The sequence below is a fragment of the Streptomyces sp. LUP47B genome (assembly GCF_001746295.1).
Lineage (GTDB): Bacteria > Actinomycetota > Actinomycetes > Streptomycetales > Streptomycetaceae > Streptomyces.
Genome location: NZ_MJAH01000001.1, coordinates 1,027,552 through 1,050,301, shown reverse-complemented (window position 1 = coordinate 1,050,301; position 22,750 = coordinate 1,027,552). Strand labels below are relative to the sequence as shown.

Annotated in this window: 25 protein-coding genes; 16 read left to right on the top strand and 9 right to left on the bottom strand. The window is 71.5% G+C overall.

Annotation, left to right across the window (positions count from 1 at the left end; genetic code table 11):
- The first annotated feature begins 41 nt into the window (after positions 1–41).
- From ssuE to BFN33_RS04690, 4 genes are read left to right on the top strand one after another with little or no spacing between them, the layout of a single operon-like run.
- Positions 42–596 (top strand): NADPH-dependent FMN reductase, encoded by a 555-nt coding sequence (ssuE, locus tag BFN33_RS04705; protein ID WP_069758537.1) that lies wholly within the window; start codon positions 42–44, stop codon positions 594–596.
- A 5-nt stretch (positions 597–601) separates the two neighbouring features.
- Positions 602–1,786, top strand: coding sequence for an SfnB family sulfur acquisition oxidoreductase (locus BFN33_RS04700; protein ID WP_069758536.1), 1,185 nt, complete (start codon positions 602–604; stop codon positions 1,784–1,786).
- A gap of 39 nt (positions 1,787–1,825) precedes the next feature.
- Positions 1,826–2,971: an LLM class flavin-dependent oxidoreductase gene (locus BFN33_RS04695; protein ID WP_069758535.1), complete on the top strand. Its 1,146-nt coding sequence runs from the start codon at positions 1,826–1,828 to the stop codon at positions 2,969–2,971.
- A 57-nt stretch (positions 2,972–3,028) separates the two neighbouring features.
- A complete protein-coding gene (locus tag BFN33_RS04690; protein ID WP_069758534.1) occupies positions 3,029–3,853 on the top strand; it encodes an alpha/beta fold hydrolase in 825 nt (274 codons plus the stop codon).
- A 162-nt stretch (positions 3,854–4,015) separates the two neighbouring features.
- Here the strand turns inward: BFN33_RS04690 and BFN33_RS04685 are convergent, their stop codons facing one another.
- A complete protein-coding gene (locus tag BFN33_RS04685; RefSeq protein ID WP_069758533.1) occupies positions 4,016–5,062 on the bottom strand; it encodes an acyl-CoA dehydrogenase family protein in 1,047 nt (348 codons plus the stop codon).
- A 94-nt stretch (positions 5,063–5,156) separates the two neighbouring features.
- Between BFN33_RS04685 and BFN33_RS04680 the strand changes: the two genes are divergently transcribed.
- The 6 genes from BFN33_RS04680 (at position 5,157) to BFN33_RS04655 (ending at position 9,868) form a co-directional block, all read left to right on the top strand.
- Positions 5,157–5,513 (top strand): YciI family protein, encoded by a 357-nt coding sequence (locus BFN33_RS04680; RefSeq protein WP_069758532.1) that lies wholly within the window; start codon positions 5,157–5,159, stop codon positions 5,511–5,513.
- Entirely contained in the window at positions 5,513–6,682 is a 1,170-nt protein-coding gene (locus BFN33_RS04675; RefSeq protein ID WP_069758531.1) for an RNA polymerase sigma factor, read from the top strand. Before BFN33_RS04680 ends, BFN33_RS04675 begins: the two co-directional genes overlap by 1 nt.
- A 117-nt stretch (positions 6,683–6,799) precedes the next feature.
- Positions 6,800–8,122: an aldehyde dehydrogenase family protein gene (locus BFN33_RS04670; RefSeq protein WP_069758530.1), complete on the top strand. Its 1,323-nt coding sequence runs from the start codon at positions 6,800–6,802 to the stop codon at positions 8,120–8,122.
- A gap of 121 nt (positions 8,123–8,243) precedes the next feature.
- Positions 8,244–8,528 carry a hypothetical protein gene (locus BFN33_RS53025; RefSeq protein ID WP_176742297.1) on the top strand — a complete coding sequence of 95 codons (285 nt, stop codon included), beginning with the start codon at positions 8,244–8,246 and terminating at the stop codon, positions 8,526–8,528.
- Positions 8,525–9,409 (top strand): NAD(P)-dependent oxidoreductase, encoded by an 885-nt coding sequence (locus tag BFN33_RS04660; protein WP_069758529.1) that lies wholly within the window; start codon positions 8,525–8,527, stop codon positions 9,407–9,409. The genes BFN33_RS53025 and BFN33_RS04660 overlap by 4 nt, the downstream gene beginning before the upstream one ends.
- 36 nt (positions 9,410–9,445) lie before the next feature.
- On the top strand, positions 9,446–9,868 hold the full coding sequence (locus BFN33_RS04655) for a PPOX class F420-dependent oxidoreductase (protein WP_069758528.1): 423 nt from the start codon (positions 9,446–9,448) through the stop codon (positions 9,866–9,868).
- 52 nt (positions 9,869–9,920) lie between these two features.
- Here BFN33_RS04655 and BFN33_RS04650 read toward each other — a convergent pair whose 3' ends face one another.
- Complete coding sequence (locus BFN33_RS04650; RefSeq protein WP_069758527.1) at positions 9,921–10,691, bottom strand: IclR family transcriptional regulator; 771 nt, start codon at positions 10,689–10,691, stop codon at positions 9,921–9,923.
- Between the two features lie 265 nt (positions 10,692–10,956).
- Here BFN33_RS04650 and BFN33_RS04645 point away from each other — a divergent pair, with 265 nt between their 5' ends.
- Together BFN33_RS04645 and BFN33_RS04640 are read left to right on the top strand one after the other, a co-directional pair.
- Positions 10,957–12,744, top strand: coding sequence for a bifunctional sugar phosphate isomerase/epimerase/4-hydroxyphenylpyruvate dioxygenase family protein (locus BFN33_RS04645; RefSeq protein ID WP_069758526.1), 1,788 nt, complete (start codon positions 10,957–10,959; stop codon positions 12,742–12,744).
- 52 nt (positions 12,745–12,796) lie between these two features.
- Entirely contained in the window at positions 12,797–13,702 is a 906-nt protein-coding gene (locus BFN33_RS04640) for an aldo/keto reductase (protein ID WP_069758525.1), read from the top strand.
- 4 nt (positions 13,703–13,706) lie between these two features.
- Here BFN33_RS04640 and BFN33_RS04635 read toward each other — a convergent pair whose 3' ends face one another.
- Positions 13,707–14,162, bottom strand: a complete 456-nt coding sequence (locus BFN33_RS04635) for a pyridoxamine 5'-phosphate oxidase family protein (protein ID WP_069758524.1) — start codon at positions 14,160–14,162, stop codon at positions 13,707–13,709.
- Between the two features lie 347 nt (positions 14,163–14,509).
- Here BFN33_RS04635 and BFN33_RS52585 point away from each other — a divergent pair, with 347 nt between their 5' ends.
- Complete coding sequence (locus tag BFN33_RS52585) at positions 14,510–14,782, top strand: hypothetical protein (RefSeq protein WP_141757941.1); 273 nt, start codon at positions 14,510–14,512, stop codon at positions 14,780–14,782.
- Positions 14,783–14,942: 160 nt separating this feature from the next.
- Here the strand turns inward: BFN33_RS52585 and BFN33_RS04630 are convergent, their stop codons facing one another.
- On the bottom strand, positions 14,943–15,650 hold the full coding sequence (locus tag BFN33_RS04630) for a dienelactone hydrolase family protein (protein WP_069758523.1): 708 nt from the start codon (positions 15,648–15,650) through the stop codon (positions 14,943–14,945).
- A 204-nt stretch (positions 15,651–15,854) separates the two neighbouring features.
- Between BFN33_RS04630 and BFN33_RS04625 the strand changes: the two genes are divergently transcribed.
- Both BFN33_RS04625 and BFN33_RS04620 read left to right on the top strand, forming a co-directional pair.
- The gene (locus BFN33_RS04625) at positions 15,855–16,247 is read left to right on the top strand and encodes a VOC family protein (RefSeq protein WP_069758522.1); all 393 of its coding nucleotides are present in this window, start codon (positions 15,855–15,857) and stop codon (positions 16,245–16,247) included.
- A 42-nt stretch (positions 16,248–16,289) separates the two neighbouring features.
- Complete coding sequence (locus BFN33_RS04620) at positions 16,290–17,354, top strand: adenosine deaminase (RefSeq protein ID WP_069758521.1); 1,065 nt, start codon at positions 16,290–16,292, stop codon at positions 17,352–17,354.
- Here BFN33_RS04620 and BFN33_RS04615 read toward each other — a convergent pair.
- From BFN33_RS04615 to BFN33_RS04605, 3 genes are all read right to left on the bottom strand, one after another.
- Complete coding sequence (locus tag BFN33_RS04615) at positions 17,342–17,851, bottom strand: DUF664 domain-containing protein (RefSeq protein ID WP_069758952.1); 510 nt, start codon at positions 17,849–17,851, stop codon at positions 17,342–17,344. The genes BFN33_RS04620 and BFN33_RS04615 overlap by 13 nt on opposite strands.
- A gap of 28 nt (positions 17,852–17,879) precedes the next feature.
- Positions 17,880–19,379: a carotenoid oxygenase family protein gene (locus tag BFN33_RS04610; RefSeq protein WP_069758520.1), complete on the bottom strand. Its 1,500-nt coding sequence runs from the start codon at positions 19,377–19,379 to the stop codon at positions 17,880–17,882.
- Positions 19,380–19,446: 67 nt separating this feature from the next.
- Positions 19,447–20,364, bottom strand: a complete 918-nt coding sequence (locus BFN33_RS04605; RefSeq protein ID WP_069758519.1) for a LysR substrate-binding domain-containing protein — start codon at positions 20,362–20,364, stop codon at positions 19,447–19,449.
- 125 nt (positions 20,365–20,489) lie between these two features.
- Between BFN33_RS04605 and mgrA the strand changes: the two genes are divergently transcribed.
- Entirely contained in the window at positions 20,490–21,485 is a 996-nt protein-coding gene (gene mgrA, locus BFN33_RS04600) for an L-glyceraldehyde 3-phosphate reductase (RefSeq protein WP_069758518.1), read from the top strand.
- A 245-nt stretch (positions 21,486–21,730) separates the two neighbouring features.
- Here mgrA and BFN33_RS04595 read toward each other — a convergent pair whose 3' ends face one another.
- Together BFN33_RS04595 and BFN33_RS04590 are read right to left on the bottom strand one after the other, a co-directional pair.
- The gene (locus BFN33_RS04595) at positions 21,731–22,015 is read right to left on the bottom strand and encodes a DUF1905 domain-containing protein (protein ID WP_069758517.1); all 285 of its coding nucleotides are present in this window, start codon (positions 22,013–22,015) and stop codon (positions 21,731–21,733) included.
- Between the two features lie 71 nt (positions 22,016–22,086).
- On the bottom strand, positions 22,087–22,470 hold the full coding sequence (locus BFN33_RS04590; protein WP_069758516.1) for a nuclear transport factor 2 family protein: 384 nt from the start codon (positions 22,468–22,470) through the stop codon (positions 22,087–22,089).
- Between the last annotated feature and the right edge of the window lie 280 nt (positions 22,471–22,750).

Genomic DNA, 22,750 nt, shown 5'->3' with positions numbered 1-22,750 from the left:
TCCTGAACAGGGGGCGCCCCTCCTCCCCGAAAGAGGACCGCATGGCCACCGTCCTGTCCGTCTCCGGCAGTCCCTCCGCCTCGTCCCGTACCAACCGGCTGCTGCGCCACCTCGACCGGCGCCTGACCGCGCAGGGCCACGAGGTGATCCCGCTCGACGTCCGCACCGTCCCCGCCGAGGCCCTGCTCGGCGCCGACTTCAAGCACCCGGCGATCGTCGAGGTGACCGAGCTCTTCGAGCGCGCCGACGGAATCGTCGTAGGGACTCCCGTCTACAAGGCGTCGTACTCTGGTGTCCTCAAGGCCCTGCTCGACCTGCTCCCGCAGTACGCCCTCCTCGGCAAGACAGTGCTGCCGCTGGCGACCGGCGGCTCCACCGCCCACGTCCTGGCCATCGACTACGCGCTCCGCCCGGTCCTCAGCTCCATGGGCGCGGCCCACATCGTGCAGGGCTGGTTCACCCTCGACAAGGACATCACCGTGCAGGACGACGGCTCGCTGAGCGTCGCACCGGCCGCGACCGAGGCGCTCACCCAGGTCGTCGACCAGTTCTCGACCGCGCTGGGACGGCGGCCGGTGCTGGCGGCGGCGGGCTGATCCCCATGGCCGCCCATGTGATCGCCGACGACGCGGAGGCCCTCGAGGTCGCCGCGTCGCTCGCCGCGGAGTTCCGCGCGGGCGCCTCAGCCAGGGACGCCGAACGCAGGCTGCCGCGCGAGGAGCTGGACCGGCTCTCCGCCTCCGGGCTGCTCGCCGTCACCGTCCCCACCGACCACGGCGGGGCGGACGTCAGCGCGCCGACCCTGGCCGAGATCTTCCGGCTGCTCGCCTCCGCCGACGCGAGCCTCTCCCAGATCCCGCAGAGCCATTTCGCCTACGTCAACGTGATCCGCCGTCAGGGAACCGACGAGCAGCGGAAGTTTTTCTTCGCCGAACTGCTCGCCGGCCGCCGCTTCGGCAACGCGCAGTCCGAGGCCGGAACCAAGCACGTCCAGGACATCCGCACCCGCCTGCGCCCGGGGCCGGCCGGCTCGTACGTCCTCGACGGCGTGAAGCACTACTCCACTGGCGCCCTGTTCGCCGACTGGATCCCGGTGCTGGCCCGCGCCGAGGACGACAAACTGCACGTCGCCTACGTCCCCGGCAACGCTCCCGGCCTCACGGTGATCGACGACTGGGACGGACTCGGCCAGCGTACGACGGCCAGCGGCACCGTCCGCCTCGAAGGCGTCGAGGTCCCCGCAGACCGGGTCCTGCCCCACCACCTCACCTTCGAAGGGCCCCAACTCCACGGAGCCGTCGCTCAGTTGTTGCACGCCGCCATCGACGCCGGGATCGCCGGGGGAGCGCTCGCGGAGGCGGCGGAGTTCGTCCGGACGAAGAGCCGGCCGTGGTTCGAGAGCGGTGTCGAGACCGCCGCCGAGGACCCCCTGCTGATCCAGCGCTTCGGTGAACTTTCCATCCAGGTGAGGGCGTCCGAGGCCCTGCTGAGGGAAGCCGCCCGTGCCGTGGAAGCCGCACGGGCCGACCTCACCGACGACTCGGCGGCCGAGGCGTCCATCGCCGTGGCCGCGGCCAAGGTGTCGACGGCGCGGGCCGCGGTGGACGTCGCGAGCGCGCTGTTCGAGGTGTCCGGCACCCGGTCGGCACTCAACTCCCTGAACCTGCACCGGCATTGGCGTGACGCCCGCACCCACACCCTGCACGACCCGACCCGCTGGAAGATCCAGCACATCGGAAGGTACGTCCTCAACGGCACCCGGCCACCCCGGCACGGCCTTCTCTAGCGAACTGCGAACTGCGGACTGCCCAGATCGGAGCCCCCCATGTCCCTCACCTTCCACTGGTTCCTGCCCACCAACGGTGACAGCCGCCATGTCGTGGGCGGCGGTCACGGCACGCCCGCCACCGTCTCCGGACGGGACCGGCCGCCGACGGTCGCCTACCTGAGCCAGATCGCCCGCGCGGCCGAGGACCTGGGCTTCGTCGGGGCGCTCACGCCCACCGGCGCCTGGTGCGAGGACGCGTGGCTGACCACCGCCATGGTCAGCCAGAACACCGAGCGCCTGAAGTTCCTGGTCGCCTTCCGGCCCGGGTTCGTCTCACCCACCCTCGCCGCCCAGATGGCGTCCACCTTCCAGCGGCAGACCGGCGGCCGGCTGCTGCTCAACGTGGTCACCGGTGGGGAGAGCCACGAGCAGCGGGCCTACGGGGACTTCCTCGACAAGGACGCCCGCTACCGCCGTACCGGAGAATTCCTGGACGTCGTACGGGGGTTGTGGGAGGGCAAGACCGTCGACCTGCAGGGCGAGCACCTTCAGGTCGAGGACGCGAAGCTGGCGCGGGTGCCCGACCCGGTGCCCGAGGTGTACTTCGGCGGTTCCTCGCCCATCGCCGGGGAGGTCGCCGCCAAGTACGTCGACGTGTACCTCACCTGGGGCGAGCCGCCCGCGCAGGTCGCCGAGAAGATCGCCTGGATCCGGGGCCTCGCGGCCAAGCAGGGCCGTACCCTGCGCTTCGGAATCCGCCTGCACGTCATCACCCGGGACACCTCCGAGCAGGCCTGGGCCGAGGCAAACCGCCTCCTGGACGGCTTCGACCCCGAGACCGTCAGGTCGGTGCAGGCCGGGCTCGCCCGCAGCGAGTCCGAGGGGCAGCAGCGCATGCTCGCCCTGCACGGCGGCGGGGGTCGCGACGGCCTGGAGATCCACCCCAACCTGTGGGCCGGCATCGGCCTGGTGCGCGGTGGCGCGGGGACCGCGCTGGTCGGCAGCCACGACGAGGTCGCGGAGCGGATCAAGGAGTACCACGCCCTCGGCATCGACGAGTTCGTACTCTCCGGCTACCCGCATCTGGAGGAGGCCTACTGGTTCGGCGAGGGAGTCCTGCCACGCCTGGCCGCACAGGGGCTGTGGCAGCACCCGTCCGGCAAGCAGGCAGCGCCCTCGGCGCAGGTGCCGTTCGCGAGCTAGGACGTCACCACGTACGCTCACGGGCTCGACCTGCGAAACCGTCGAGAGGAACAGCCCGTGAGCGACTGGCCGTTGACCAGGACCTTCCGCAGCAGCTCCGGTGAGGTCCGCTGGAACAGCCTCGGAGACCCGGGCCGGGACCCGGTCGTCCTCCTCCACGGCACACCCTTCTCCTCCTATGTCTGGCGTTCCGTCGCCCGCGCCCTCGCCCGCCGCCACCACGTGTTCGTGTGGGACATGCCCGGCTACGGGGCCTCGGAGATGTTCGCCGGCCAGGACGTCTCACTGGCGGCCCAGGGCCGCGTCCTCACCGAGCTCCTGGCGCACTGGGATCTCGACCAACCTCGTGTCGTGGCCCACGACTTCGGCGGTGCCGTGTCCCTGCGGGCCCATCTGCTGCACGGCGCCCGCTACCACTCGCTCGCCCTGGTCGACCCGGTCGCGCTGGCCCCCTGGGGAACGCCGTTCTTCCGACTCGTCGGCAAGCACTCCGACGTCTTCGACCAACTGCCGCCCGCCCTGCACCGGGCCCTCGTCCGCGAGTACGTCAGCTCAGCCAGCAGCCCCGGCCTGCACCCCGCCGTCCTCGACCGGCTGGTCGAACCCTGGTTGAGCGACTTGGGCCAGCCGGCCTTCTACCGCCAGATCGCCCAGGCCGACCAGCGCTACACCGACGAAGTGCAGGACCGGTACGGCGAGATCGCGGTCCCGACCCTGGTGTGCTGGGGCGAGGACGACACCTGGATCCCCGCCGACAAGGGGCGCGAACTCGTCGCGCGCATCCCGGGCGCACGCCTCGAACCGATCCCGGGCGCCGGTCACCTCGTCCAGGAGGACGCCCCCGCACAACTCACGGCCGCCCTCGCCGACTTCCTGGCCTAGGGCCCGTCTGATGGGCCTCCGCGGCGTCACGGCGTCCGGCACGCATGCTCGGCGCACGGCGCAAAGAGACAGGTGGCTCCGCCACATGACCCTTCGCACCGCACGCCGATCGCACGCACCGGACGCCGCTCCTTCCTCCACGGAGATCCATCAGAAGGGACCCTAGAGCCGCGCCAGAGCGTCCAGATGCGCGCGGCGCACCTCGGTGGTCTGTCCCTGCACGAGCAGGAACATCCCCTCGCGGAACAGTCGTTGGGCCGTACCGTCGAGGCCCACTGCTCGGCCGCCCCCGGCCACGACGGCCGCCGTCGTGGCGGCGCGCATCAGGTCGTACGACCGTGTCTTGAGCGCCAGCCGTTCGGCGACGCGCTCGTGCGGAACGGGATGCTCGGCCAGGGCGTACACCTGCCCGCGCACGTCGTCGAGGCGGTCACGGAGGGCACCCGCGGTCTGCGACTCCCCGGCGTCCGCCAATACGCGGAGCGCCGCGTACGCCACCCCGAAGACGGCGGGGGAGGCGTTGGTGTTGCGGGGCCGGTCCACCAGCGCGAACTTCTCCTGCGGAGTGCGGAGCACCACCGCGTCGTCGGGCAGCCACAGGCCGTCCAGCTCCAGGGAGACCGTCCGGGCCGCCGTGAGCGCCGCGAGCCGCATCGGCTCCGACGCCCGCAGCCCCGGCCGCTCACGTGCCTCGGTGAACGCGAACACCACCTCGTCCGCCTCGCTCACCCCGGCCAGCAGCATCACGTCGTTCAGACCCCAGCCGGTGAACCACGGCACCGTCCCGTCGAAGCGCCAGCCGCCCCGCTCGGCCGTCGCCCGCACCGGCACCCGCGGAAACGCGCGGACGTGAGCGAACGCGATCCCGGCCAGCAACTCGCCGGTCGCCAGCGGCCCGAGCAGCCGCTCCCGCACCGGCAGGGCGGACTGCGCGAGCAGCCGCACCGGCGAGTGGTGCTGGGTCTGCACGAACCAGGTCGAGCAGCACGCCCCGGCGAGGATCTCCTGGACCTCCCGCGCCACCGCGTCCGGGGCGGCCGCACCGCCGTACTCCTTCGGTGCGCTCACCCCGAGCAGGCCCGAGCGCCTGATCGCGTCGAGGTGGCTCGCGGGCACGCCCTCCTGGTCGACGCGGGTCGCGTGCGGGGCGAGGAGGTCGTCCGCGAGGGCACGGGCGGTGGCCAGAAGCGGATGCGGTTCGGTGGTCATGAACAGGATTCTCCCGATCCCGTCGCGCGCGGTGTCGATCCGGGGGTGTGCCGTTCGTGTAGGAGGTGAGACACACTCACAGGAGGAGAGCGACATGCAGTACTACCTGCTCAACGTCATGCAGCCCGGCTGGGACGAACTGCCCGCGCCCGAGGTCCTGGCCGAGATCGGCAAGCGCCTCGACGCCTTCCACCAGGAGCTGCGCGAGGCCGGGGCCTGGGTCTTCGCCGGGGGACTGCACAGCCCCGACTCCTCGACCGTGCTGCGGCCCCGCGACGGCGACGTACTGATCACCGACGGGCCGTACGCCGAGGGCAAGGAACAGCTCGGCGGCCTGTGCATCGTGAAGGCCCCCGACCTGGACGCGGCCCTGGAGTGGGGCCGCAAGGCGGCCCTGGCCACCACCCTGCCCATCGAGGTGCGCCCCTTCCAGCACGAGTCCGAGGACTGATGACCCCGGACGTCGAGGGCGTCTTCCGCGAGGAGTACGGCCGCGCGGTCGCGGTCCTGGTCCGCTTCCTCGGCGACATCGACCTCGCCGAGGAAGCGGTCCAGGACGCCTTCACCACGGCTGTGCGGCGCTGGCCGGAGACCGGTGTGCCGCCCAGCCCGGCCGGCTGGATCATCACCACCGCCCGTCACCGCGCGATCGACCGGCTGCGTCGCGAGTCCACGAGAGAGGCCCGCCACGCCGAGGCCGCCCTGCTGCACGCCCCCGACGCACCGCCCGAGGAGGGCCCCGTGCGCGACGAACGGCTCCGCCTCATCTTCACCTGCTGCCACCCCGCCCTCGCGCCCCAGGCACAGGTCGCCCTCACCCTGCGCCTGCTCGGCGGCCTCACCACCGCCCGGATCGCCCGCGCCTTCCTCGTCCCCGAACCGACCATGGCCCAGCGCCTCGTCCGCGCCAAGGCCAAGATCCGCGACGCCCGCATCCCCTACCGCGTCCCCCGCGACGCCGACCTCCCCGACCGCCTCAAGGGAGTGCTCGCCGTCGTCTACCTGATCTTCAACGAGGGGTACGGCGGTACGGCCGACCTGTGCGCGGAGGCCGTACGCCTGGGCCGTCTGCTGGCCGAGCTGATGCCGGACGAACCCGAGGTCACCGGCCTCCTCGCACTGATGCTGCTCGTCGAGTCCCGCCGGGACGCCCGCACCGGTGACAACGGTGAGCTCGTGCCGCTGTCGGAACAGGACCCCGGCCGCTGGGACCGTGCGCTCATCGCGGAGGGCCAGTCACTCGTACGGCGATGTCTGCGCCGGAACCAGCCGGGCCCCTACCAGATCCAGGCCGCCATCCAGGCCGTGCACAGCGACGCGCCCACCGACTGGGGGCAGGTCCACCGGCTGTACGACCAACTCATGGCCGTGGCTCCCAGCCCTGTCGTGGCCCTGAACCGGGCGGTCGCCGTGGCCGAGACCGACGGACCGACGCAGGCGCTCGCCCTGGTGGACGCGCTGGACCTTGACGGCTACCACGTCCTCCACGCCGTCCGGGCCGACCTGCTGCGCCGGCTCGGACGGGACGCGGAGGCCGCCGACGCGTACGCGAAGGCCGCGGAACTCACCGGGAATCCGGCGGAGCGCACCTATCTCCAACACCGCAGCCGCTCGCTGTGACTCCCCTCACGGAAAGTACGGGCGGCGGCCTGGAATGGGCCCGGACGGGAAAAGGTTGCAATATACATCTGACCGTCGAGATCCGGCCGCAAGGGCCGCCCAACCCAGCGAGGCACCGTGAACCACCCCGCCCCCGAGCCGCCCGCCGACGTCGTGGCCCGACTGCGCGCCACCTTCCGCAGCGGCCGCACCAAGCCCGTCGAATGGCGTACGACCCAGCTGCGCCGACTGCGCGAGATGCTCACGGAGCACGGCACTGAGCTGGCCGCCGCCCTCCACGCCGACCTGGGCAAGAGCTCCACCGAGGCCTTCCGCACCGAGATCGACTTCACGATCCGCGAGATCGACCACACCCTCGACCACCTCACCGACTGGCTGCGGCCCGAGTCAGCCCCGGTCCCGGCGCACCTCGGCGCCGACGCGAGCGCCCGGACGCAGTACGACCCGCTCGGCGTCGTCCTCGTCATCGCCCCCTGGAACTACCCGGCCCAACTGCTGCTCGCCCCGGTGGTCGGCGCCCTCGCCGCGGGCAACGCGGTGGTCGCCAAGCCGAGCGAGCTGGCCCCGGCCACCTCCGCCGCCGTGGCCCGGCTGCTCCCGGCCTACCTGGATACGGACGCCGTGGCCGTCGTCGAGGGCGGCATCCCGGAGACCACCGCCCTGCTGGCCGAGCGCTTCGACCACATCTTCTACACCGGCAACGGCGCGGTCGGCCGTGTCGTCCTGCGGGCCGCCGCCGAGCACCTGACCCCGGTCACCCTCGAACTGGGCGGCAAGTCACCGGCGTTCGTCGACCGCGACGCCGACCTCACCGTCGTCGCCGACCGCCTCGCCCGCGGCAAGTTCCTCAACGCCGGGCAGACCTGCGTCGCCCCCGACTACGTCCTGACCGACCCGGAGACGGCGGCCGCCCTGGAGCCGCTGCTGGCCGGCGCCGTGGAAACGCTGTACGGCAGCGACCCCGCCGACTCCGGCGAGTACGGACGCATCATCAACGAACGGCACTTCGACCGCCTCACCGGCCTGCTCGACTCGGGCCGCACGGTCGTCGGCGGCGCGAGCGACCGTACGAGCAAGTACATCGCGCCCACCGTCCTCGCCGACGTGGATCCCAAGTCCCCGGTGATGCAGGAGGAGATCTTCGGCCCGATCCTGCCGATCGTCACCGTCCCCGGCCTCGACGAGGCCATCGACTTCATCAACGACCGGGACAAGCCGCTCGCGCTGTACGTCTTCACCGACTCCGACACGACCCGGCGCCGCATCGCCGACGAGACCTCCTCCGGCGGCCTCGGCTACGGCCTGCCCCTCGCCCATCTCACCGTCTCCGACCTGCCGTTCGGCGGGGTTGGGGAGAGCGGCATGGGCAACTACCACGGCCGCTACTCCATCGAGACCTTCAGCCACCGCAAGGCGATCCTCGAGAAGCCCCTCGGCTAGGCACTTTCGTTCGGTTCGTCGGACGGATCAGAGGACTGGCTCCGCTGGTCCGCCGGAACGGGGATCACCGCGCGCAGGAGGCCGAGGTCCCCCGCCGACCGCGCACGTCGTAGAGTTCCAGGTGTCGGCCGCCGAGACCGCCCGGACCGCCAGGCGGGACGGCGGATCCGAGGAGCGGTTCGACGTGCTGCCCGCCCGGCTGGTGGAGGATCTCCCCGGTGGCCGGGTCCGCGTCCCGACCCAGGAGACGCGGATCGGCAGGCCCGCCGCCGCGCCGGCCCAGGAGCGTCGGACCCCGATGCTCAACGGCCACCGGGCGTGGCTGGACGGACGGATCCGCCGCTTCCGGCAAGCTCGACGCCTGACCGTACATCCGCACCCCCCCCGCAGAGAGTTGACGTCATGACCGACAAGCTCACCGTGAGTGTCCTGGGCACCGGCATCATGGGCGCTGCGATGGCCCGCAACCTCGCCCGCGCCGGACACACCGTCCGCGCCTGGAACCGCAGCGCCGGCAAGGCACAGCCGCTGGCCGCGGACGGCATCGAGATCGCCGACAGCCCCGCCGAGGCCGTGCGGGACGCCGACGTCGTCCTGACCATGCTGTACGACGGTCCCGCGGCCCTGGACGTCATGCGCCAGGCCGCCGAAGGGCTCCGCCCGGGCATCGCGTGGGTGCAGTCGACCACCGCAGGCGTCGAGGCGATCGCCGACCTGGCCGCCTTCGCCGGCGAGCGTCGACTGGTCTTCTTCGACGCGCCCGTTCTGGGCACCCGCCAGCCCGCCGAGGCCGGTCAGCTGCTGGTCCTCGCGGCCGGCCCGGTCGACGGCCGCGCTGCGGTGACTCCCGTCTTCGACGCGGTCGGCGCGCGCACGGTGTGGACAGGCGAGGACGGCGCCGAAGGCAGCGCGACCCGGCTGAAACTGGTCGCCAACAGCTGGGTGCTCGCGGTGACCAACGCGGCCGGAGAGGCCCTCGCCCTCGCGAAGGGCCTCGGCGTGGACCCGCAGGGCTTCTTCGACGCCATCGACGGCGGTCCCCTGGACATGGGCTACCTGCGGGCCAAGTCGGGCATGATCCTCGACGACCGGTTGTCACCGGCCCAGTTCTCGGTCTCCACCGCCGCCAAGGACGCCCGTCTGATCGTCGAGGCCGGTGAGCGGGGCGGAGTCCGCCTGGACGTGGCCGCCGCGAGCGCCGAACGCTTCGAACGCGCCGCCGCCCAGGGGCACGGCGACGAGGACATGGCCGCCGCCTACTATGCGAGTTTCGACGAGAACGCCTGAAACCGAGGCCCCCAGGCTCCCGAGGAGGAACTCTTCGTGTCCAAGCCCCCGCTGCCGCCCGCGGCCGTCGAACTGCTGCGCCGTCCCAATCCCTGTGTGATGGCGACCCTGCGCTCCGACGGAACGCCGGTGTCGACCCCCACCTGGTACCTCTGGGAGGACGGCCGCGTCCTGATCAACCTGGACGAGGGCCGGATCCGGCTGAAGCACCTGCGCCGCGACCCGCGCGTCACGCTCACCGTCCTGGACGGCGACAACTGGTACACCCACGTCACGCTCATCGGCCGCGTGACCGAGACCTATGAGGACGAGGGCCTCGTCGACATCGACCGCCTCTCCACCCACTACGGCGGCCGCGCCTACCCGAACCGGGTCCGGACCCGCTTCAGCGCCTGGATCGAGGTCGAGCGCTGGCACGGCTGGGGCGAGATGAAGGACAGCGACCAGGCTTCCGGGTGAGGAAGGAACCGACCCTGGCGAGGGCGCGACCGCACGCTCGTCCGCCGCTGCGTCAGACGGCGTTGCTCAGCGGGTGGCTGAAGCCCTGGCCGGAGATGAGGCGAGCGCCCTCGGCGAGCTCCGTGGCGAAGCGCTCGACCGCCTCGTAGGGGAAGCGGTGGCTGGGGCCGCTCAGCGAGAGGGAGGCGACGACCGTGCCGGTGCCGCCGGTCACGGGCACCGCCACGGCGGTGAGCCCCTCGTCCCACTCGCTGCTGCTGACGGCATAGCCGCGCTGGGCCGCCTCCGCGACCCAGGCCCGCAGCCGCTCGACATGTGCCTCGCCCTGCGGTGAGGCGGCCGCGACCCGGCGCAGGAACACCTCGGAGGCGTCCCGCAGCAGGATCTTCGAGGAGGCGCCGGCCCACAGCGGCTGTTCGTCGCCGACGTCGACGACATGGCGCAGCGGGTGCGGACTCTCCTCGTGGGCGACGCAGATGCGGTGGACGCCTCGGGCGACGAAGAGATTGACGGTCTCGCCGAGCCGGTCCGCGAGATCGCGCATGACCTTCCGGGTCTCCTGCGGCACCTCCCACTGACTGCGCGCGAGATGGGCCCAGCGCCACAGCGCGGGCCCCGCGGTGTAGCCGGACGGGTGCGAGCCCAGCAGGCCGGTCTCCTCCAGGGTCTGCACCAGCCGCAGCGCGGTCGTCTTGGCGAGCCCGGTCGACTCGGTGATCTCCCGCAGGGTGATCACGGGCCGGTCCTCGGTGAGGAGGGTGAGGATGTCGAAGGCCCGCCGCACACTGCGCACCCCGCCCGCCTGCGCCTGTTCCTCACTCACCTGATGCCTCCCCGTACGTTCCCTGCGGCCCTCGAAGGATGTCGCTCCCGACCGTAGTCCGCTGTGCGGACCAAGGAAACCGCAACGCCGAAGAGATCTTGCTGCCGGGCCCCGTCGCCCTCCAACCGGGCCGCGTCGCCTTGTCCGCTTGCTCGCCCTCGTTCGCTACGCGCCCTTGTTCGAGGAATCCAGGCCACCTAGGCTGACCGCACAGCGGACCATCAGGACCATCTAGCGGAGATCTGGATCGACCTCGGGAGCGAGTATGCGCAAGTCCATCGCCACCGTCTGCCTCAGTGGCACCCTCACGGAGAAGCTGACAGCCGCCTCACGGGCCGGCTTCGACGGCGTCGAGATCTTCGAGAACGACCTCCTGGCGAGCCCGCTCACCCCCGAGGAGATCGCCGCCCGCACGGCCGACCTCGGCCTGCGCATCGACCTCTACCAGCCGATGCGGGACATCGAGGCGGTCCCGGAAGAGATCTTCACCCGCAACCTGAGGCGCGCCCGGCACAAGTTCGAGCTGATGCGAAGGCTCGGCGCCGACACCGTCCTCGTCTGCTCCAGCATCGCCCCCCAGGCCGTGGACGACGACGCCCTCGCGGCCGAGCAGCTGAGCCGACTCGCCGACCTGGCCCAGGAGTTCGGCGTCAGGGTGGCCTACGAGGCACTCGCCTGGGGACGGCACGTCAGCACGTACGGCCACGCCTGGCGGATCGTCGAAGCCGCAGACCATTCCGCGCTCGGCACCTGCCTGGACAGCTTTCACATCCTCTCGCGGGCTTCCGGGCCCGAGGACCTCAAAGGCATCGCGGACATCCCCGGCGACAAGATCTTCTTCCTCCAGCTCGCCGACGCCCCGCTGATGGCCATGGACGTCCTGCAATGGAGCCGCCACTACCGCTGCTTCCCCGGCCAGGGCGGCTTCGACGTGGCCGGACTCCTCCGCCACGTCCTGAACGCCGGATACGACGGCCCCCTGTCACTGGAGGTCTTCAACGACGTCTTCCGCCAGGCGGACGCGGGCCGCACCGCGCTGGACGGGCTGCGCTCCCTGCTCGCCCTCGAGGAGAACGCCGGTGTCTCCCCGCTCCCCGCTCCGGTGATCCCCTCCGGCGTCGCCTTCGCGGAACTCGCCACCAGCGACCCCGAGCCCGTCGGTGAACTCCTCACCGCCCTCGGCTTCACCCGCACCGCCCGCCATCACGGCAAGCCGGTCGACCTCTGGGCGCAGGGCGAGGCCCGCGTCCTGGTCAACACGGGTGCAGCCGGCCGCCGTACCGACACGGCCCTGGCCGCCGTAGGCCTGGAGACGGCGGATCCGGGAGCCTCCGCCCGCCGTGCGGAAGCCCTGCTCGCGCCCGCCTTGCCCAAGCGTCGTGCCGCCAGGGACGTTCCGTTGGAGTCGATCGCGGCTCCGGACGGCACCGAGGTCCTCTTCTGCGCGACCAGCCGCCCCGAACTCCCAAGCTGGACCGACGACTTCACGTACGCGGCCGAGAGCGGCCCCGGGGAGGCCATGGTCATCGACCACCTCGCGCTGACCCAGCCGTGGCATCACTTCGACGAATCGGTGCTCTTCCATCGCACGGTGCTGGGCCTCAGCCCGCACGAGACCGTCGAACTCGCCGATCCCTACGGCCTGTTCCGCAGCCGAGCCCTGTCCGCCCCGTCCGACGGGCCCCGGCTGGTCCTCAACCTCGCGCCCGCTCCGGAGGAGGGTGGCGAAACCCGGGCCCGGCACGTGGCGTTCGCCGTCGGCGACATCGTCGCCGCCGTGCGCCGCTTCCGGGCAGCCGGGGCGGGGCTGCTGCGCGTCCCGGCGAATTACTACGACGACCTCGAGGCGCGGTTCGAGTTCACCGAGGGGGAGTTGGAGACGTACCGCGAGCTGGGCATCCTCTACGACCGTGACGAGCGGGGCGGGGAATTCCGGCACTGCTACACCGAGACGGTCGGCCATGTCTTCTTCGAGTTCGTGCAGCGGACCGGCGGATATGCGGGGTTCGGCGCCGCGAACGCCCCCATCCGGCTGGCCGCGCAGCGAAGGTAGGAGTTCGGAAACCGTCGACGGTGGTGGGCCCAAGGTGTGTCATCATCCGCCGATGACCTCCGAAACGATCACCGCGGACGCGGCAGGCACCTGGACACTCGGCGATCTCACCGTCAACCGCGTCGGCTTCGGCGCGATGCGGCTGACGGGCAGCGCGGCCTTCCACTTCGGCACCCCGAGCGACCGGCAGCGGTCGATCGCCGTGCTGCGCAGGGCGATCGAGCTCGGTGTGAACCACATCGACACGGCCGCCTTCTACTTCTCCTCACTGCGCTCCGCCAACGAGATCATCAACAGCGCACTGGCCCCGTACCCCGACGACCTCGTCATCGCCGCGAAGGTCGGGCCCTTCCGGAACTACTCGGGTGAGTGGGGCACCTCGGCCCGGCCGGAAGACCTGCGCGGTCACGTCGAGGAGAACCTGCGCCAGCTCGGCCGCGACCACCTCGACCTGGTGTACCTCCGCCGGATGCGCCAGGACTCGGTCGCCGAGCACTTCGGGGCCCTGGCCGAACTGCGTGACAAGGGCCTGATCCGGCACCTCGGCATCTCCGACGTCGAGCCCCGGCACCTCGCCGATGCGCAGGCCATCGCGCCGGTGGTATCTGTGCAGAACCGTTTCGGGCTCGACTCCCGCAACCGGGTCACCGACGACATGGTGCGGATCTGCGGCGAACAGGGCATCGCCTTCGTGCCGTTCTTCGCGATCGCCGGGGACGCCGGAGCCGAGGGCGCGACCACCGCCCACGACGAGGCGGTGCTCGCCGTCGCACGGGCGCACGACGCGACCCCCGCCCAGGTCCGGCTCGCTTGGACCCTCGCCCAGGGCCCGCACGTCCTGGCGATCCCCGGCACCGGCAACCCCGACCACCTCGCCGAGAACATCGCGGCGGGCGCGCTGCGACTCAGCGACGACGAGCTGGACATCCTGAACTCACTGCATCAGAAGGCCGGTTGAGAAATCAGACGGCCCACACGCCGTCCCGCATGACGTGCCGCCCGCGCATCTCGTGCTGCCCGTGGAGGGCCTGCACCGTGCGCGGGCGCACCTGGAAGAAGGCGTAGGAGGCACTGTCGCGGCGCGGGTCCCAGCCCGTCTTCGCCATGAAGACCTCGATCGCCGCGGGCGGAACGTCGTCACCGCCGTAGGTCCGCACATCCCCGTCGATGAGCACGACGTCCTGGGTGTCCCCGAACGCCAGCCGGGTGCGCCCGCCGTCGCGCAGATTGCGGCCCGTGGGATTGGTGATCCGCGTGGACAGCCAGACGGACTCCCCGTCCCAGACGAACCACAGCGCGACCAGACACGGCAGTCCGTCGGCGTCCGCCGAGGCCACCCAGATGTCCATCTCGCGCTCCAGCCGGGTCAGTACGTCGCGCTTGCGCTGTTCGAGGCTGCGGCTCTCGGTGATCGTCATGGCCGGGACGCTACCGGCCGCCTGGCCCCGGCGCCTCGGTCCGGGGCCCTACGACCGCCGACGGAGGCGCCGGCCCCTGTGGGTCGTGCCGGGCGGACCATGACACCGACGCGCACCCTCCCGGCGGCTTTCCGCCAGTGTGCCGTCACCGTCCCTAAATTCGCACTCACTCGAGCGGGGACCCCTCGGCCGACATCCCGACCACACAGCTCCCGCCGTCACGGGCGCCTCAGCTGTGCGGCTGAGCGCGAGCTGACCGGGCAGGCCGCCGTCATGGGTCTCTTGCTGTGCGGATCGGTGCCCCTTGAGCTGACTGGACAGGCCGTTGCCACGGGCTCCCCGGCCGTATGGCTGGACGCACCGGGACGCGCCCGCGTGAGCCGACCGCGCAGGCCGCCGGCACGGCTTTCTTCGCTGTCTGGCCGGCGGCACCGGTCCCGCGTGAGCCGACCGGGCACGCCGCCGTCACCGACTACTCCTCCGCCCGGCTGGACGCACCGGGCCGCGCCCGCCGCAGCCGACCGAGCACGGCTGACCGCAGCAGCCCCGATCCGTCCCAGGGCACCCCGCCTTGCAGGCCGTCCAGCCAGCGGGGCGCCCGCGCTTTGCAGTTGGCCTGATCGGCGCAGGGTGCCTGGCCTTGCAGCAGCGCCGAGCCGCCGCAGGGGCACCTGCGCTTTGCAGACAGTCCGGTCCGCCGCAGGGCACCCGCGCTTGCAGCCGGTCCGAGCCGCCGCAGGCACCCCCGCCTCGCAGTCGCCCCGGTCCTCAGCGCAGCCCCTAACCCAGCCGCTCGTGTAGGAAGGGCACCGTGCTCTCCCACGCGCGGGTCGCGGACTCGGCGTCGTAGACCGGGCGCCCGTCGTTGAAGAAGGCGTGGTTCGCCGGGTAGAGGCGCAGGTCCGGGGTGATTCCGGACTGCTCACGGACCGCCTCGCGCAGAGCGTCGAGGCTCTTCGTCGGGATGCTCTCGTCGAGCTCGCCGTAGTGGCCCAGGATCTCCGCCTTCAGGCCCGAGAAGTCGGGCAGCTCGCCCTGGATCACGCCGTAGAACGGCACCGCCGCGCTCACCCGGGGGTCGGCCGCCGCCAGGTACAGGACGAATCCGCCGCCCATGCAGAAGCCGACCGCGCCGACGGTGTCCGAGGTGACCTCGTCCAGCGAGAGCAGGTGGTCCACCGCGCCGGAGAGCAGTTCCACACCCCGCGAGACCGGGAGGTCCTGCATCATCCGCAGGGCCTCGGCGCTCTCGTGGGCGACATTGCCGCCGTACAGGTCGGGGGCGAGCGCCACGAAGCCCTCCGCCGCCAGCCGGTCGGCGACGTCGGCGATGTGGTCGGTCAGGCCCCACCACTCCTGGATGACGATGACGCCCGGCCCGCTTCCGGACGGCGGCAGCGCCAGATAGCCGTGCGCGGTGGTGCCGCCGCTCGGGAAGGTGACGTTCTGGCGGGCGGGAGCTCCAGTCGACTTCGGCAGTTCTGTCATGGTGCTCGACTCCTGTGCGGCAGTCCGGTGACGGGGGGGCGCCGGAGCCGTGACCCCGGCGGTGATCACCAGCCTGTCACGCCCCGTACGGCCGGGGCACAAGAGCCCCGGAAGACCGGACTGGCGCCGATGACGTTTTACGTATAACCTCTCCCGTCAACCACCTGCCGACCACCCGTCGGGCAGCCGTCCCGAGAGGTTCCGATGAGACGCATCGCCCTGGTCACCCTCGTCGTCGACGACTACGACGAGGCGATTCGCTTCTACACCGAAGCCCTCGGCTTCCGGCTCGTCGAAGACGCGCCCCGTCCCGACGGCTCCCGCTGGGTCGTCGTACGGCCGGGCGGACCCGAAGGCGGCACCGACCTGCTGCTCGCCCGTGCCAAGGACGAGGCCCAGCAGACTCGGGTGGGGAACCAGACCGGCGGACGCGTCGGCTTCTTCCTGCACACCGACGACTTCGCCCGCGACCACGCCCGCATGCTCGGCGCCGGCGTCACCTTCCTGGAGGAGCCGCGCCACGAGCCCTACGGCTCGGTCGCCGTCTTCCAGGACCTCTACGGAAACCGCTGGGACCTGCTCCAGCGCGCCGACTGACCTCCACGCCACCCCTGTTCGAAGTCCGAGGAAGACCCCGCCATGACCGCTACGCGCGTAGACGCCCCACTGATCCGCCGCCTCCCCAAGGCCGTCCTGCACGACCACCTCGACGGCGGCCTGCGCCCCGCCACCGTGGTGGAGCTCGCGGCGGAGGTCGGCCACACCCTGCCCACCACCGACCCGGACGAGCTCGCCGCCTGGTACTTCGAGGCCGCCAACTCCGGGGACCTGGTCCGCTACATAGCCACCTTCGAGCACACCCTCGCCGTCATGCAGACCCGCGAGGGCCTGCTGCGCACGGCCGAGGAGTACGTCCTCGACCTGGCCGCCGACGGGGTCGTCTACGGCGAGGTGCGCTATGCCCCCGAGCTGAACACCAACGGCGGGCTGGCCATGTCCGAGGTCGTCGAGACGGTCCAGGAGGGCCTGGCCGCCGGTATGGCGAAGGCCGCCGCCGCGGGCACTCCGGTGCGGGTCGGCACGCTGCTGTGCGGAATGCGGATGTTCGACCGGGTGCGCGAGGCCGCTGACCTGGCCGTGGCGTTCCGGGACGCCGGTGTCGTCGGCTTCGACATCGCGGGCGCCGAGGACGGCTTCCCGGCCGCCGACCACCGGGACGCCTTCGAGCACCTGCGCCGCGAGAACGTGCCCTTCACCATCCACGCCGGTGAGGCCCACGGCCTGCCCAGCATCCACCAGGCCGTGCAGGTGTGCGGCGCCCAGCGCCTCGGCCACGGCGTGCGGATCACCGACGACATCGTCGACGGCAAGCTCGGCCGGCTCGCGGGCTGGGTCCGGGACCGCCGTATCGCGCTGGAGATGTGCCCGACCTCCAACCTGCAAACCGGCGCCGCCACCTCGATCGCCGAGCACCCGATCACGGCTCTGAAGGACCTGGGCTTCCGGGTCACCCTCAACACCGACAACCGACTCGTGTCCGGTACGACGATGACCCGGGAGATGTCCCTGCTGGTCGAGGAAGCGGGCTGGACGGTCGAGGACCTGCGCACGGTCACGGTGAACGCGCTCAAGAGCGCCTTCATCCCGTTCGACGAGCGCAAGGCCCTCATCGACGAGGTCGTCCTGCCGGGCTACGCGCTCTGAAGCAGCCCCCGCACATAAGCGGCCTGTCCGACGTGCTGGAGATCGTCGGACAGGACGCTGACCAACCGGACCGCGAGGGTGACCGGCGGATCCCAGTTCTCGTCCACGACCCGGTCCAGGTCCCCGGCGGTCAGACCGCGCAGGGCTTCGAGGGTCTGGGCGTGCACGGCGTCGTAGTACCCGGTCAGCAGGTCGGGGGAGTCGACCCGCACCGTGGCGACCTGCGCGGAGGTGTGGCCGTACCCGATGTCACGGGGCTTCAGGTCCAGGCCGAAGCGCTTCTCCCAGTCCTGTGTCAGCCAGACCTGGTCGAGGCCGAGGGCGCCGGCCACGTGGTCGTCCTGGACGCGGGTGAGATGCCAGACCAGCCAGGCGACGGAGTTGGCGTCGGGGCCGGGGCGACGGTGGAGGTCGTCGAGGGCCAGGCCTTCGACGGCCGCGTGGACCTCTTCCTGGATGCGGGTGTACGCGCCGATGAGGATGTCCTTTGCATGCATGGTGTCCACCATCGCGCATCGCGCCGCGTCACGCGTCGGGAATCCAGCTCCCGTGGAAGCCCAGCGGCACCCGCCCCGGCAGATGGATCCGGGCGACCGGCTCGCCGCTGAAGTCCTGGGCCGCGAGAATCACCAGGTCCGAGGCCCCGCGATCGGGGTTGTGCACATACGCGATCGCGTACCCGTCGTCCTCGGCGGCCCGCTCGTCGCAGGGGTCGGACGGCACGAACACGGCCTCGCTCGCCGCCGCGCCCCGGGGCAGCCGGTGCGTCTGCGAGGTTCCCCTCAGCAGGTCGTGCTTGATGAGCGCGTTGCTGAACGCACGGTCGGGAGGCGGGTTGCCGTCGACCGCCTGATAGGCCGCCGCCATCTCCGCGGCCGCCGCCGAGTAGCCGTAGCGGTGCCGGCGGGACACCAACGACTCGTTCACGCGCGGGAATTCCTGAGGACGGTCGTCGAGGGTCCGGGTCCGGACCCGCCCCTGACGCAGGTCGACCGTCCAGCGGTCAAGGCGCGGGGTGCCCGCCCCGTACGGCCCTCCCGAGCCGTTGCCCGCCACGAGGAACGGCGCGTCGAAGTTGGTCATGTCGATCACCAGGTTCGGGCCCTCCTCGTACGCGTTGAGGGTGTGCGAGTAGTACACCGGGTCGACCTCGAACCAGCGGACCGCACCCCCGGCGCGGGGCAGCACGCCGACCCGGGCGGGATGCCGGTCGTTCCAGACGTACGGCACGATGTCGCCGCGCTCGGCGCCCGCCGGGTCGAATGTGACCGGCATGTCGAGGATCACCACATGGTTCTCGGTGAGCGCGAAGTCGTGGATCATCGGCGCGTCCGCCACCGGGATCCGTGTGCTGCGCGAGACGCGGCCCGCCGGGTTCACGACCAGGTGCCGCACGTGGTCCCAGGTCGGGTAGTAGGCGATCGCGTGCAGCTCGCCGGCGTGGGCGTCGAACTTGGTGTGCGCGGTGAACGCGCCCTCCAGGGTGCCCCGGAAGTCGTACGTGCCCACGGTGTTCAGCTCGTCGTCGAGCTCGTACGGCAGCGGTCCGCTCTCCTGGAGCGCCAGGATCCGCCCCCGGTGCGGGATCACGTGGGTGTTGCAGGGGAAGTCGTCCGGCGGCACCGGGCCCGGGTAGGGCTCGCCCAGCTTCTTCGCGACCTGGGACGAGCGCACCCAGCGGTTGCGGTACCACTCCGCACGGCCCTCGCGCAGCCGGACGCCGTGCACCATGCCGTCGCCGAGCATCCAGTGGTGGGCGCGCGGGTCCTCCAGGCCGAGCACGTTGGGGCCGGTGCGCAGGTAGCGGCCGTTCAGCTCGCGGGGGACGCGTCCGGTGACCGGCAGGTCGAAGGCCGTCAGCTCCTCGGTGACGGGTTCGAACGCGCCCTCCAGGAAGGGGAAGCGGCGCGCTGTCCGGGGCGCCGCCGCGGCGGGCAGCGCGCCCGCTCCGGTGCCGACGAGAGCTCCGGCCGCCGTGACCGCCGCCGCGCCGCGCAGTACGTTCCGTCGGGTGGGATCCGTCATCTTCCCTACTCCTGACCGTAGTTGTTCTCGGGAACGGTCACGAGTCTGGTGTGCGGGACGGATCAGGTCACGAGGGGTGGGCCCCGTCCTGGGGTGTACCCAAGCCCCCTGTTTCCAGCAGCGCCATCAGCGCCCGCGCCGCCGGGCTCGTCGCCTGCGAGGGCGGCAGCAGGGCGACCGTCTCGTACACGGTCTCGCCGGTGCCCTTGACCGGCAGAGCCGTGAGCGACGACCGTTTGTGCCGGAAGTGCTGGGGAACGACGGCCACGCCGAGGTTCTCGTCCACGAGGTCGAGCAGACTGTGCACGTCGTTGACCTCCAGCGCGACGTTGCGACGCAGTCCCGCGGCGGCGAAGGCGGCGTCGGTGGTGCGGCGCGGGCCCCAGTCCGGATGGAAGTCGACGAAGACCTCGCCGCCCAGATCCTCCGGCGTCACGGCCGCCCCGACCGCCGCGAGCCGGTGGCTGGGGTGGCACAGCACCGTCATGGGCTCGCTCGACAGCGGTACGACACGCAGCTGGTCGGTGTCCTGCTGCGCCGCCCGCACGGCGAACGCCAGATCGAGCCGTCCGGCGGCGACCTCCTCGGCGAGGGCGGCGGACCCCGCCTGGCGCAGACAGATCTCCACGTCCGCGTGCTGCCGCCGGAACGCCGCGAGCAGCCCCGCCACATGCAGCCCGGCGATGCACTGCTCGGAACCCAGCGCGAGCATCCCGCGCAGCACCCCCTGCACGGCCGCCACCGCCTCGTGGGCCGCGCGCACCTGCGCGAGGATCCGCTCGGCCTCGCCGAGCAGTGCCCGCCCCGCCGGGGTGAGCGTCACCCGGCGCGTGGTCCGCACGAACAGCGGGGTCTGCAGCTCCCGCTCCAGCGCCCGGATGGACGCCGACAGTCCCGACTGGGACACCAGAAGCCGCTCGGCGGCCCGGGTGAAGTGCTGGTCCTCGGCGACCGCCACGAAGTGTTGGAGATGGCGTAGTTCCATGATTGAGAAGCCTATCCGCTGAATTCCATCGGATTCTTCTGTTGGACCAATGCCCCCAGGTCGCGAAAGAGTGGACACAGGTTCAAGACCCCTGGTTCCACCGTGCCAACCCCTCTGGAGTCGCGTTGTACACCGCACACCCCGACCGCTACGCGGAGATGCCCTACCGGCGCACCGGACGCAGCGGCCTGAAGCTTCCCGCGATCTCGCTCGGCCTGTGGCACAACTTCGGCCCGGCGGACCGTACGGTCGAGACCCAGCGGGCCATCCTGCGCCGCGCCTTCGACCTCGGCGTCACCCACTTCGACCTCGCCAACAACTACGGCCCGCCGCCCGGCGCCGCCGAGTCCGCCTTCGGCGAGGCCCTGAAGGCCGACCTCGCGGCCTACCGCGACGAGCTGATCATCTCCACCAAGGCCGGATACCTGATGTGGCCCGGCCCGTACGGCGAATGGGGTTCCCGCAAGTACCTGCTGTCCTCGTTGGACCAGAGCCTCACCCGGATGGGCCTGGACTACGTCGACATCTTCTACTCGCACCGGCCCGACCCGGAGACTCCCCTGGAGGAGACGATGGGCGCCCTGCACACCGCGGTCCAGCAGGGCAAGGCGCTCTACGTCGGCATCTCGAACTACTCGGCCGAGCAGACCCGCGAGGCCGCCCGCATCCTCGGTGAGCTGGGCACCCCGCTCCTCATCCACCAGCCGCGCTACTCGATGCTGGACCGCCGCCCCGAGGACGGCGGTCTGCTGGACGCGCTGGACGAGCTCCAGGTCGGCTCCATCGTCTTCTCCCCGCTGGAGCAGGGCCTGCTGACCGGCCGCTACCTCGACGGCATCCCCGAGGACTCGCGAGCCGCGAGCGACAGCCCCTTCCTGAACTCGGACGCGGTCACCGAGGACCTGGTGCAGCAGCTCCGCGCGCTCAACGACATCGCCAAGGACCGCGGCCAGACTCTCGCCCAGCTGGCCCTGGCCTGGGTCCTGCGCGGCGGCCGCGTCACCTCGGCCCTCGTCGGCGCCAGCAGCCCGAAGCAGATCGAGGACAGCGTGGGCACGATCGCCAACCTGGACTTCGACGCGGAGGAACTGGCGAGGATCGACGCGATCGTCAAGGCATGACCGACGTGGCCGTGATGGCCGCGGGAGGTTGAACGGACGGGCACCGGCTTCAGGCCGGTGCCCGTGCCCATTGCCCTGCCGTCCCCACGGCCAGGGGTGACCGACCCGGGGTGGCGGCCTGCACGCGGTCGGAGCGCCGCTGCTGGGCGCCCGTCACGCCACCGGCCGCTCCGAGTCGTCGTGCGTCACGATCGCTTCCACGGGCGTACTGTCGCCGCCGCGTCGACCCCGTGGGGCAGGCGTGCTCAGCCGGTTCGCTCCTCGATCCGCACGGTGACCGTGTCCCCGGCCTCCTTCCCGATGGCCTTCCGCACGTCGGCCTTCACGGGCAGCATGTGGGTGCCGTCCCCGAGCGCCATGAAGGAGCTCTGGAAGGGGTGTCCGTCGATCGTCCCGCGGACCTTCACCAGTCCGCGGGTGCCGAAGAACTCGACGGAGGCGGGCCAGTGGACACAGGTCCAACTGCCCTTCTCCGGTTTCCTGCTGAGGACCGCGGTGAATTCCGCGTCCACTCCTCCGGTGGTGGCCATGAGGTCCTCCCTCGCCGCTGGCTTCTCTCCAAGAGACCACCGGCGAGGGGAGAACTCATCGCGGCCGTCGCTCACGCCCCGTCCGGAACCCGGTCGAGGAATCCGAGTACGCTCTCGATCCGGCCGTCACCGGCCAGCGTGATCACGTCGGATCCGGCGACGGGCGCCGAGCCATCGACTTCGTTCACGAGTTCCCAGGAGAAACGCGCCGTGTCGTGATGTCCGTCGACGGCGCCGGTGAGCCGGAAGGCGAAACCGGGGAACTGCTCGTGGGCCGCCGCGATGACCCCGGCGATCTGCTCATGGCCGGCCACGTCGGCGAGCGGGTCGGTGTAGCCGCCGCCCACCGCCCAGGCGGCCGCCACGGCTTTCGTACGTGCCTGCGGCTCCCTGGCGTTCCAGGCTTCGAAGTAGCGGCTGACGGCGTTCTCGTAACGATCGGTGTTCGCGGGCATGGGTGATCAGCCTCCGTCGAGGTCGTCTGTGCTGGTGGGACCTGATATCGCAACTCTGCCCGCGCCCCTCGGAACCGTCGATTACTTCCCGGGTAATGACGTTTGAGCGTGTACCCGTCAGATTTCGGCCAGGAGGGTGGGCGAATATGCCAGGAGACTGGCCAAAAAGGTGTGGTGACAGTGTTTCAGTAGTGAACATACTCGACTGACAGGTCCTTCACGTCGAGCGAAGAGCCCGTCACGTACAGCACTGAGAACCGCGTACCGCGCATGAGCCGCA

What these genes read in the sequence shown, in the direction of transcription:
- BFN33_RS52585 (WP_141757941.1), top strand. Translation starts at nt 14,510, where the DNA reads ATGGCTGGACGCACCGGGACGCGCCCGCGTGAGCCGACCGCGCAGGCC.
- BFN33_RS04645 (WP_069758526.1), top strand. Translation starts at nt 10,957, where the DNA reads ATGCGCAAGTCCATCGCCACCGTCTGCCTCAGTGGCACCCTCACGGAG.
- BFN33_RS04680 (WP_069758532.1), top strand. Translation starts at nt 5,157, where the DNA reads ATGCAGTACTACCTGCTCAACGTCATGCAGCCCGGCTGGGACGAACTG.
- BFN33_RS04695 (WP_069758535.1), top strand. Translation starts at nt 1,826, where the DNA reads ATGTCCCTCACCTTCCACTGGTTCCTGCCCACCAACGGTGACAGCCGC.
- BFN33_RS04660 (WP_069758529.1), top strand. Translation starts at nt 8,525, where the DNA reads ATGACCGACAAGCTCACCGTGAGTGTCCTGGGCACCGGCATCATGGGC.
- BFN33_RS04635 (WP_069758524.1), bottom strand. Translation starts at nt 14,162, where the DNA reads ATGACGATCACCGAGAGCCGCAGCCTCGAACAGCGCAAGCGCGACGTA.
- BFN33_RS04595 (WP_069758517.1), bottom strand. Translation starts at nt 22,015, where the DNA reads ATGGCCACCACCGGAGGAGTGGACGCGGAATTCACCGCGGTCCTCAGC.
- BFN33_RS04630 (WP_069758523.1), bottom strand. Translation starts at nt 15,650, where the DNA reads ATGACAGAACTGCCGAAGTCGACTGGAGCTCCCGCCCGCCAGAACGTC.
- BFN33_RS04620 (WP_069758521.1), top strand. Translation starts at nt 16,290, where the DNA reads ATGACCGCTACGCGCGTAGACGCCCCACTGATCCGCCGCCTCCCCAAG.
- ssuE (WP_069758537.1), top strand. Translation starts at nt 42, where the DNA reads ATGGCCACCGTCCTGTCCGTCTCCGGCAGTCCCTCCGCCTCGTCCCGT.
- BFN33_RS04625 (WP_069758522.1), top strand. Translation starts at nt 15,855, where the DNA reads ATGAGACGCATCGCCCTGGTCACCCTCGTCGTCGACGACTACGACGAG.
- BFN33_RS04590 (WP_069758516.1), bottom strand. Translation starts at nt 22,470, where the DNA reads ATGCCCGCGAACACCGATCGTTACGAGAACGCCGTCAGCCGCTACTTC.
- BFN33_RS04640 (WP_069758525.1), top strand. Translation starts at nt 12,797, where the DNA reads ATGACCTCCGAAACGATCACCGCGGACGCGGCAGGCACCTGGACACTC.
- BFN33_RS04615 (WP_069758952.1), bottom strand. Translation starts at nt 17,851, where the DNA reads ATGCATGCAAAGGACATCCTCATCGGCGCGTACACCCGCATCCAGGAA.
- BFN33_RS04685 (WP_069758533.1), bottom strand. Translation starts at nt 5,062, where the DNA reads ATGACCACCGAACCGCATCCGCTTCTGGCCACCGCCCGTGCCCTCGCG.
- BFN33_RS04675 (WP_069758531.1), top strand. Translation starts at nt 5,513, where the DNA reads ATGACCCCGGACGTCGAGGGCGTCTTCCGCGAGGAGTACGGCCGCGCG.
- BFN33_RS04700 (WP_069758536.1), top strand. Translation starts at nt 602, where the DNA reads ATGGCCGCCCATGTGATCGCCGACGACGCGGAGGCCCTCGAGGTCGCC.
- BFN33_RS04610 (WP_069758520.1), bottom strand. Translation starts at nt 19,379, where the DNA reads ATGACGGATCCCACCCGACGGAACGTACTGCGCGGCGCGGCGGCGGTC.
- BFN33_RS04605 (WP_069758519.1), bottom strand. Translation starts at nt 20,364, where the DNA reads ATGGAACTACGCCATCTCCAACACTTCGTGGCGGTCGCCGAGGACCAG.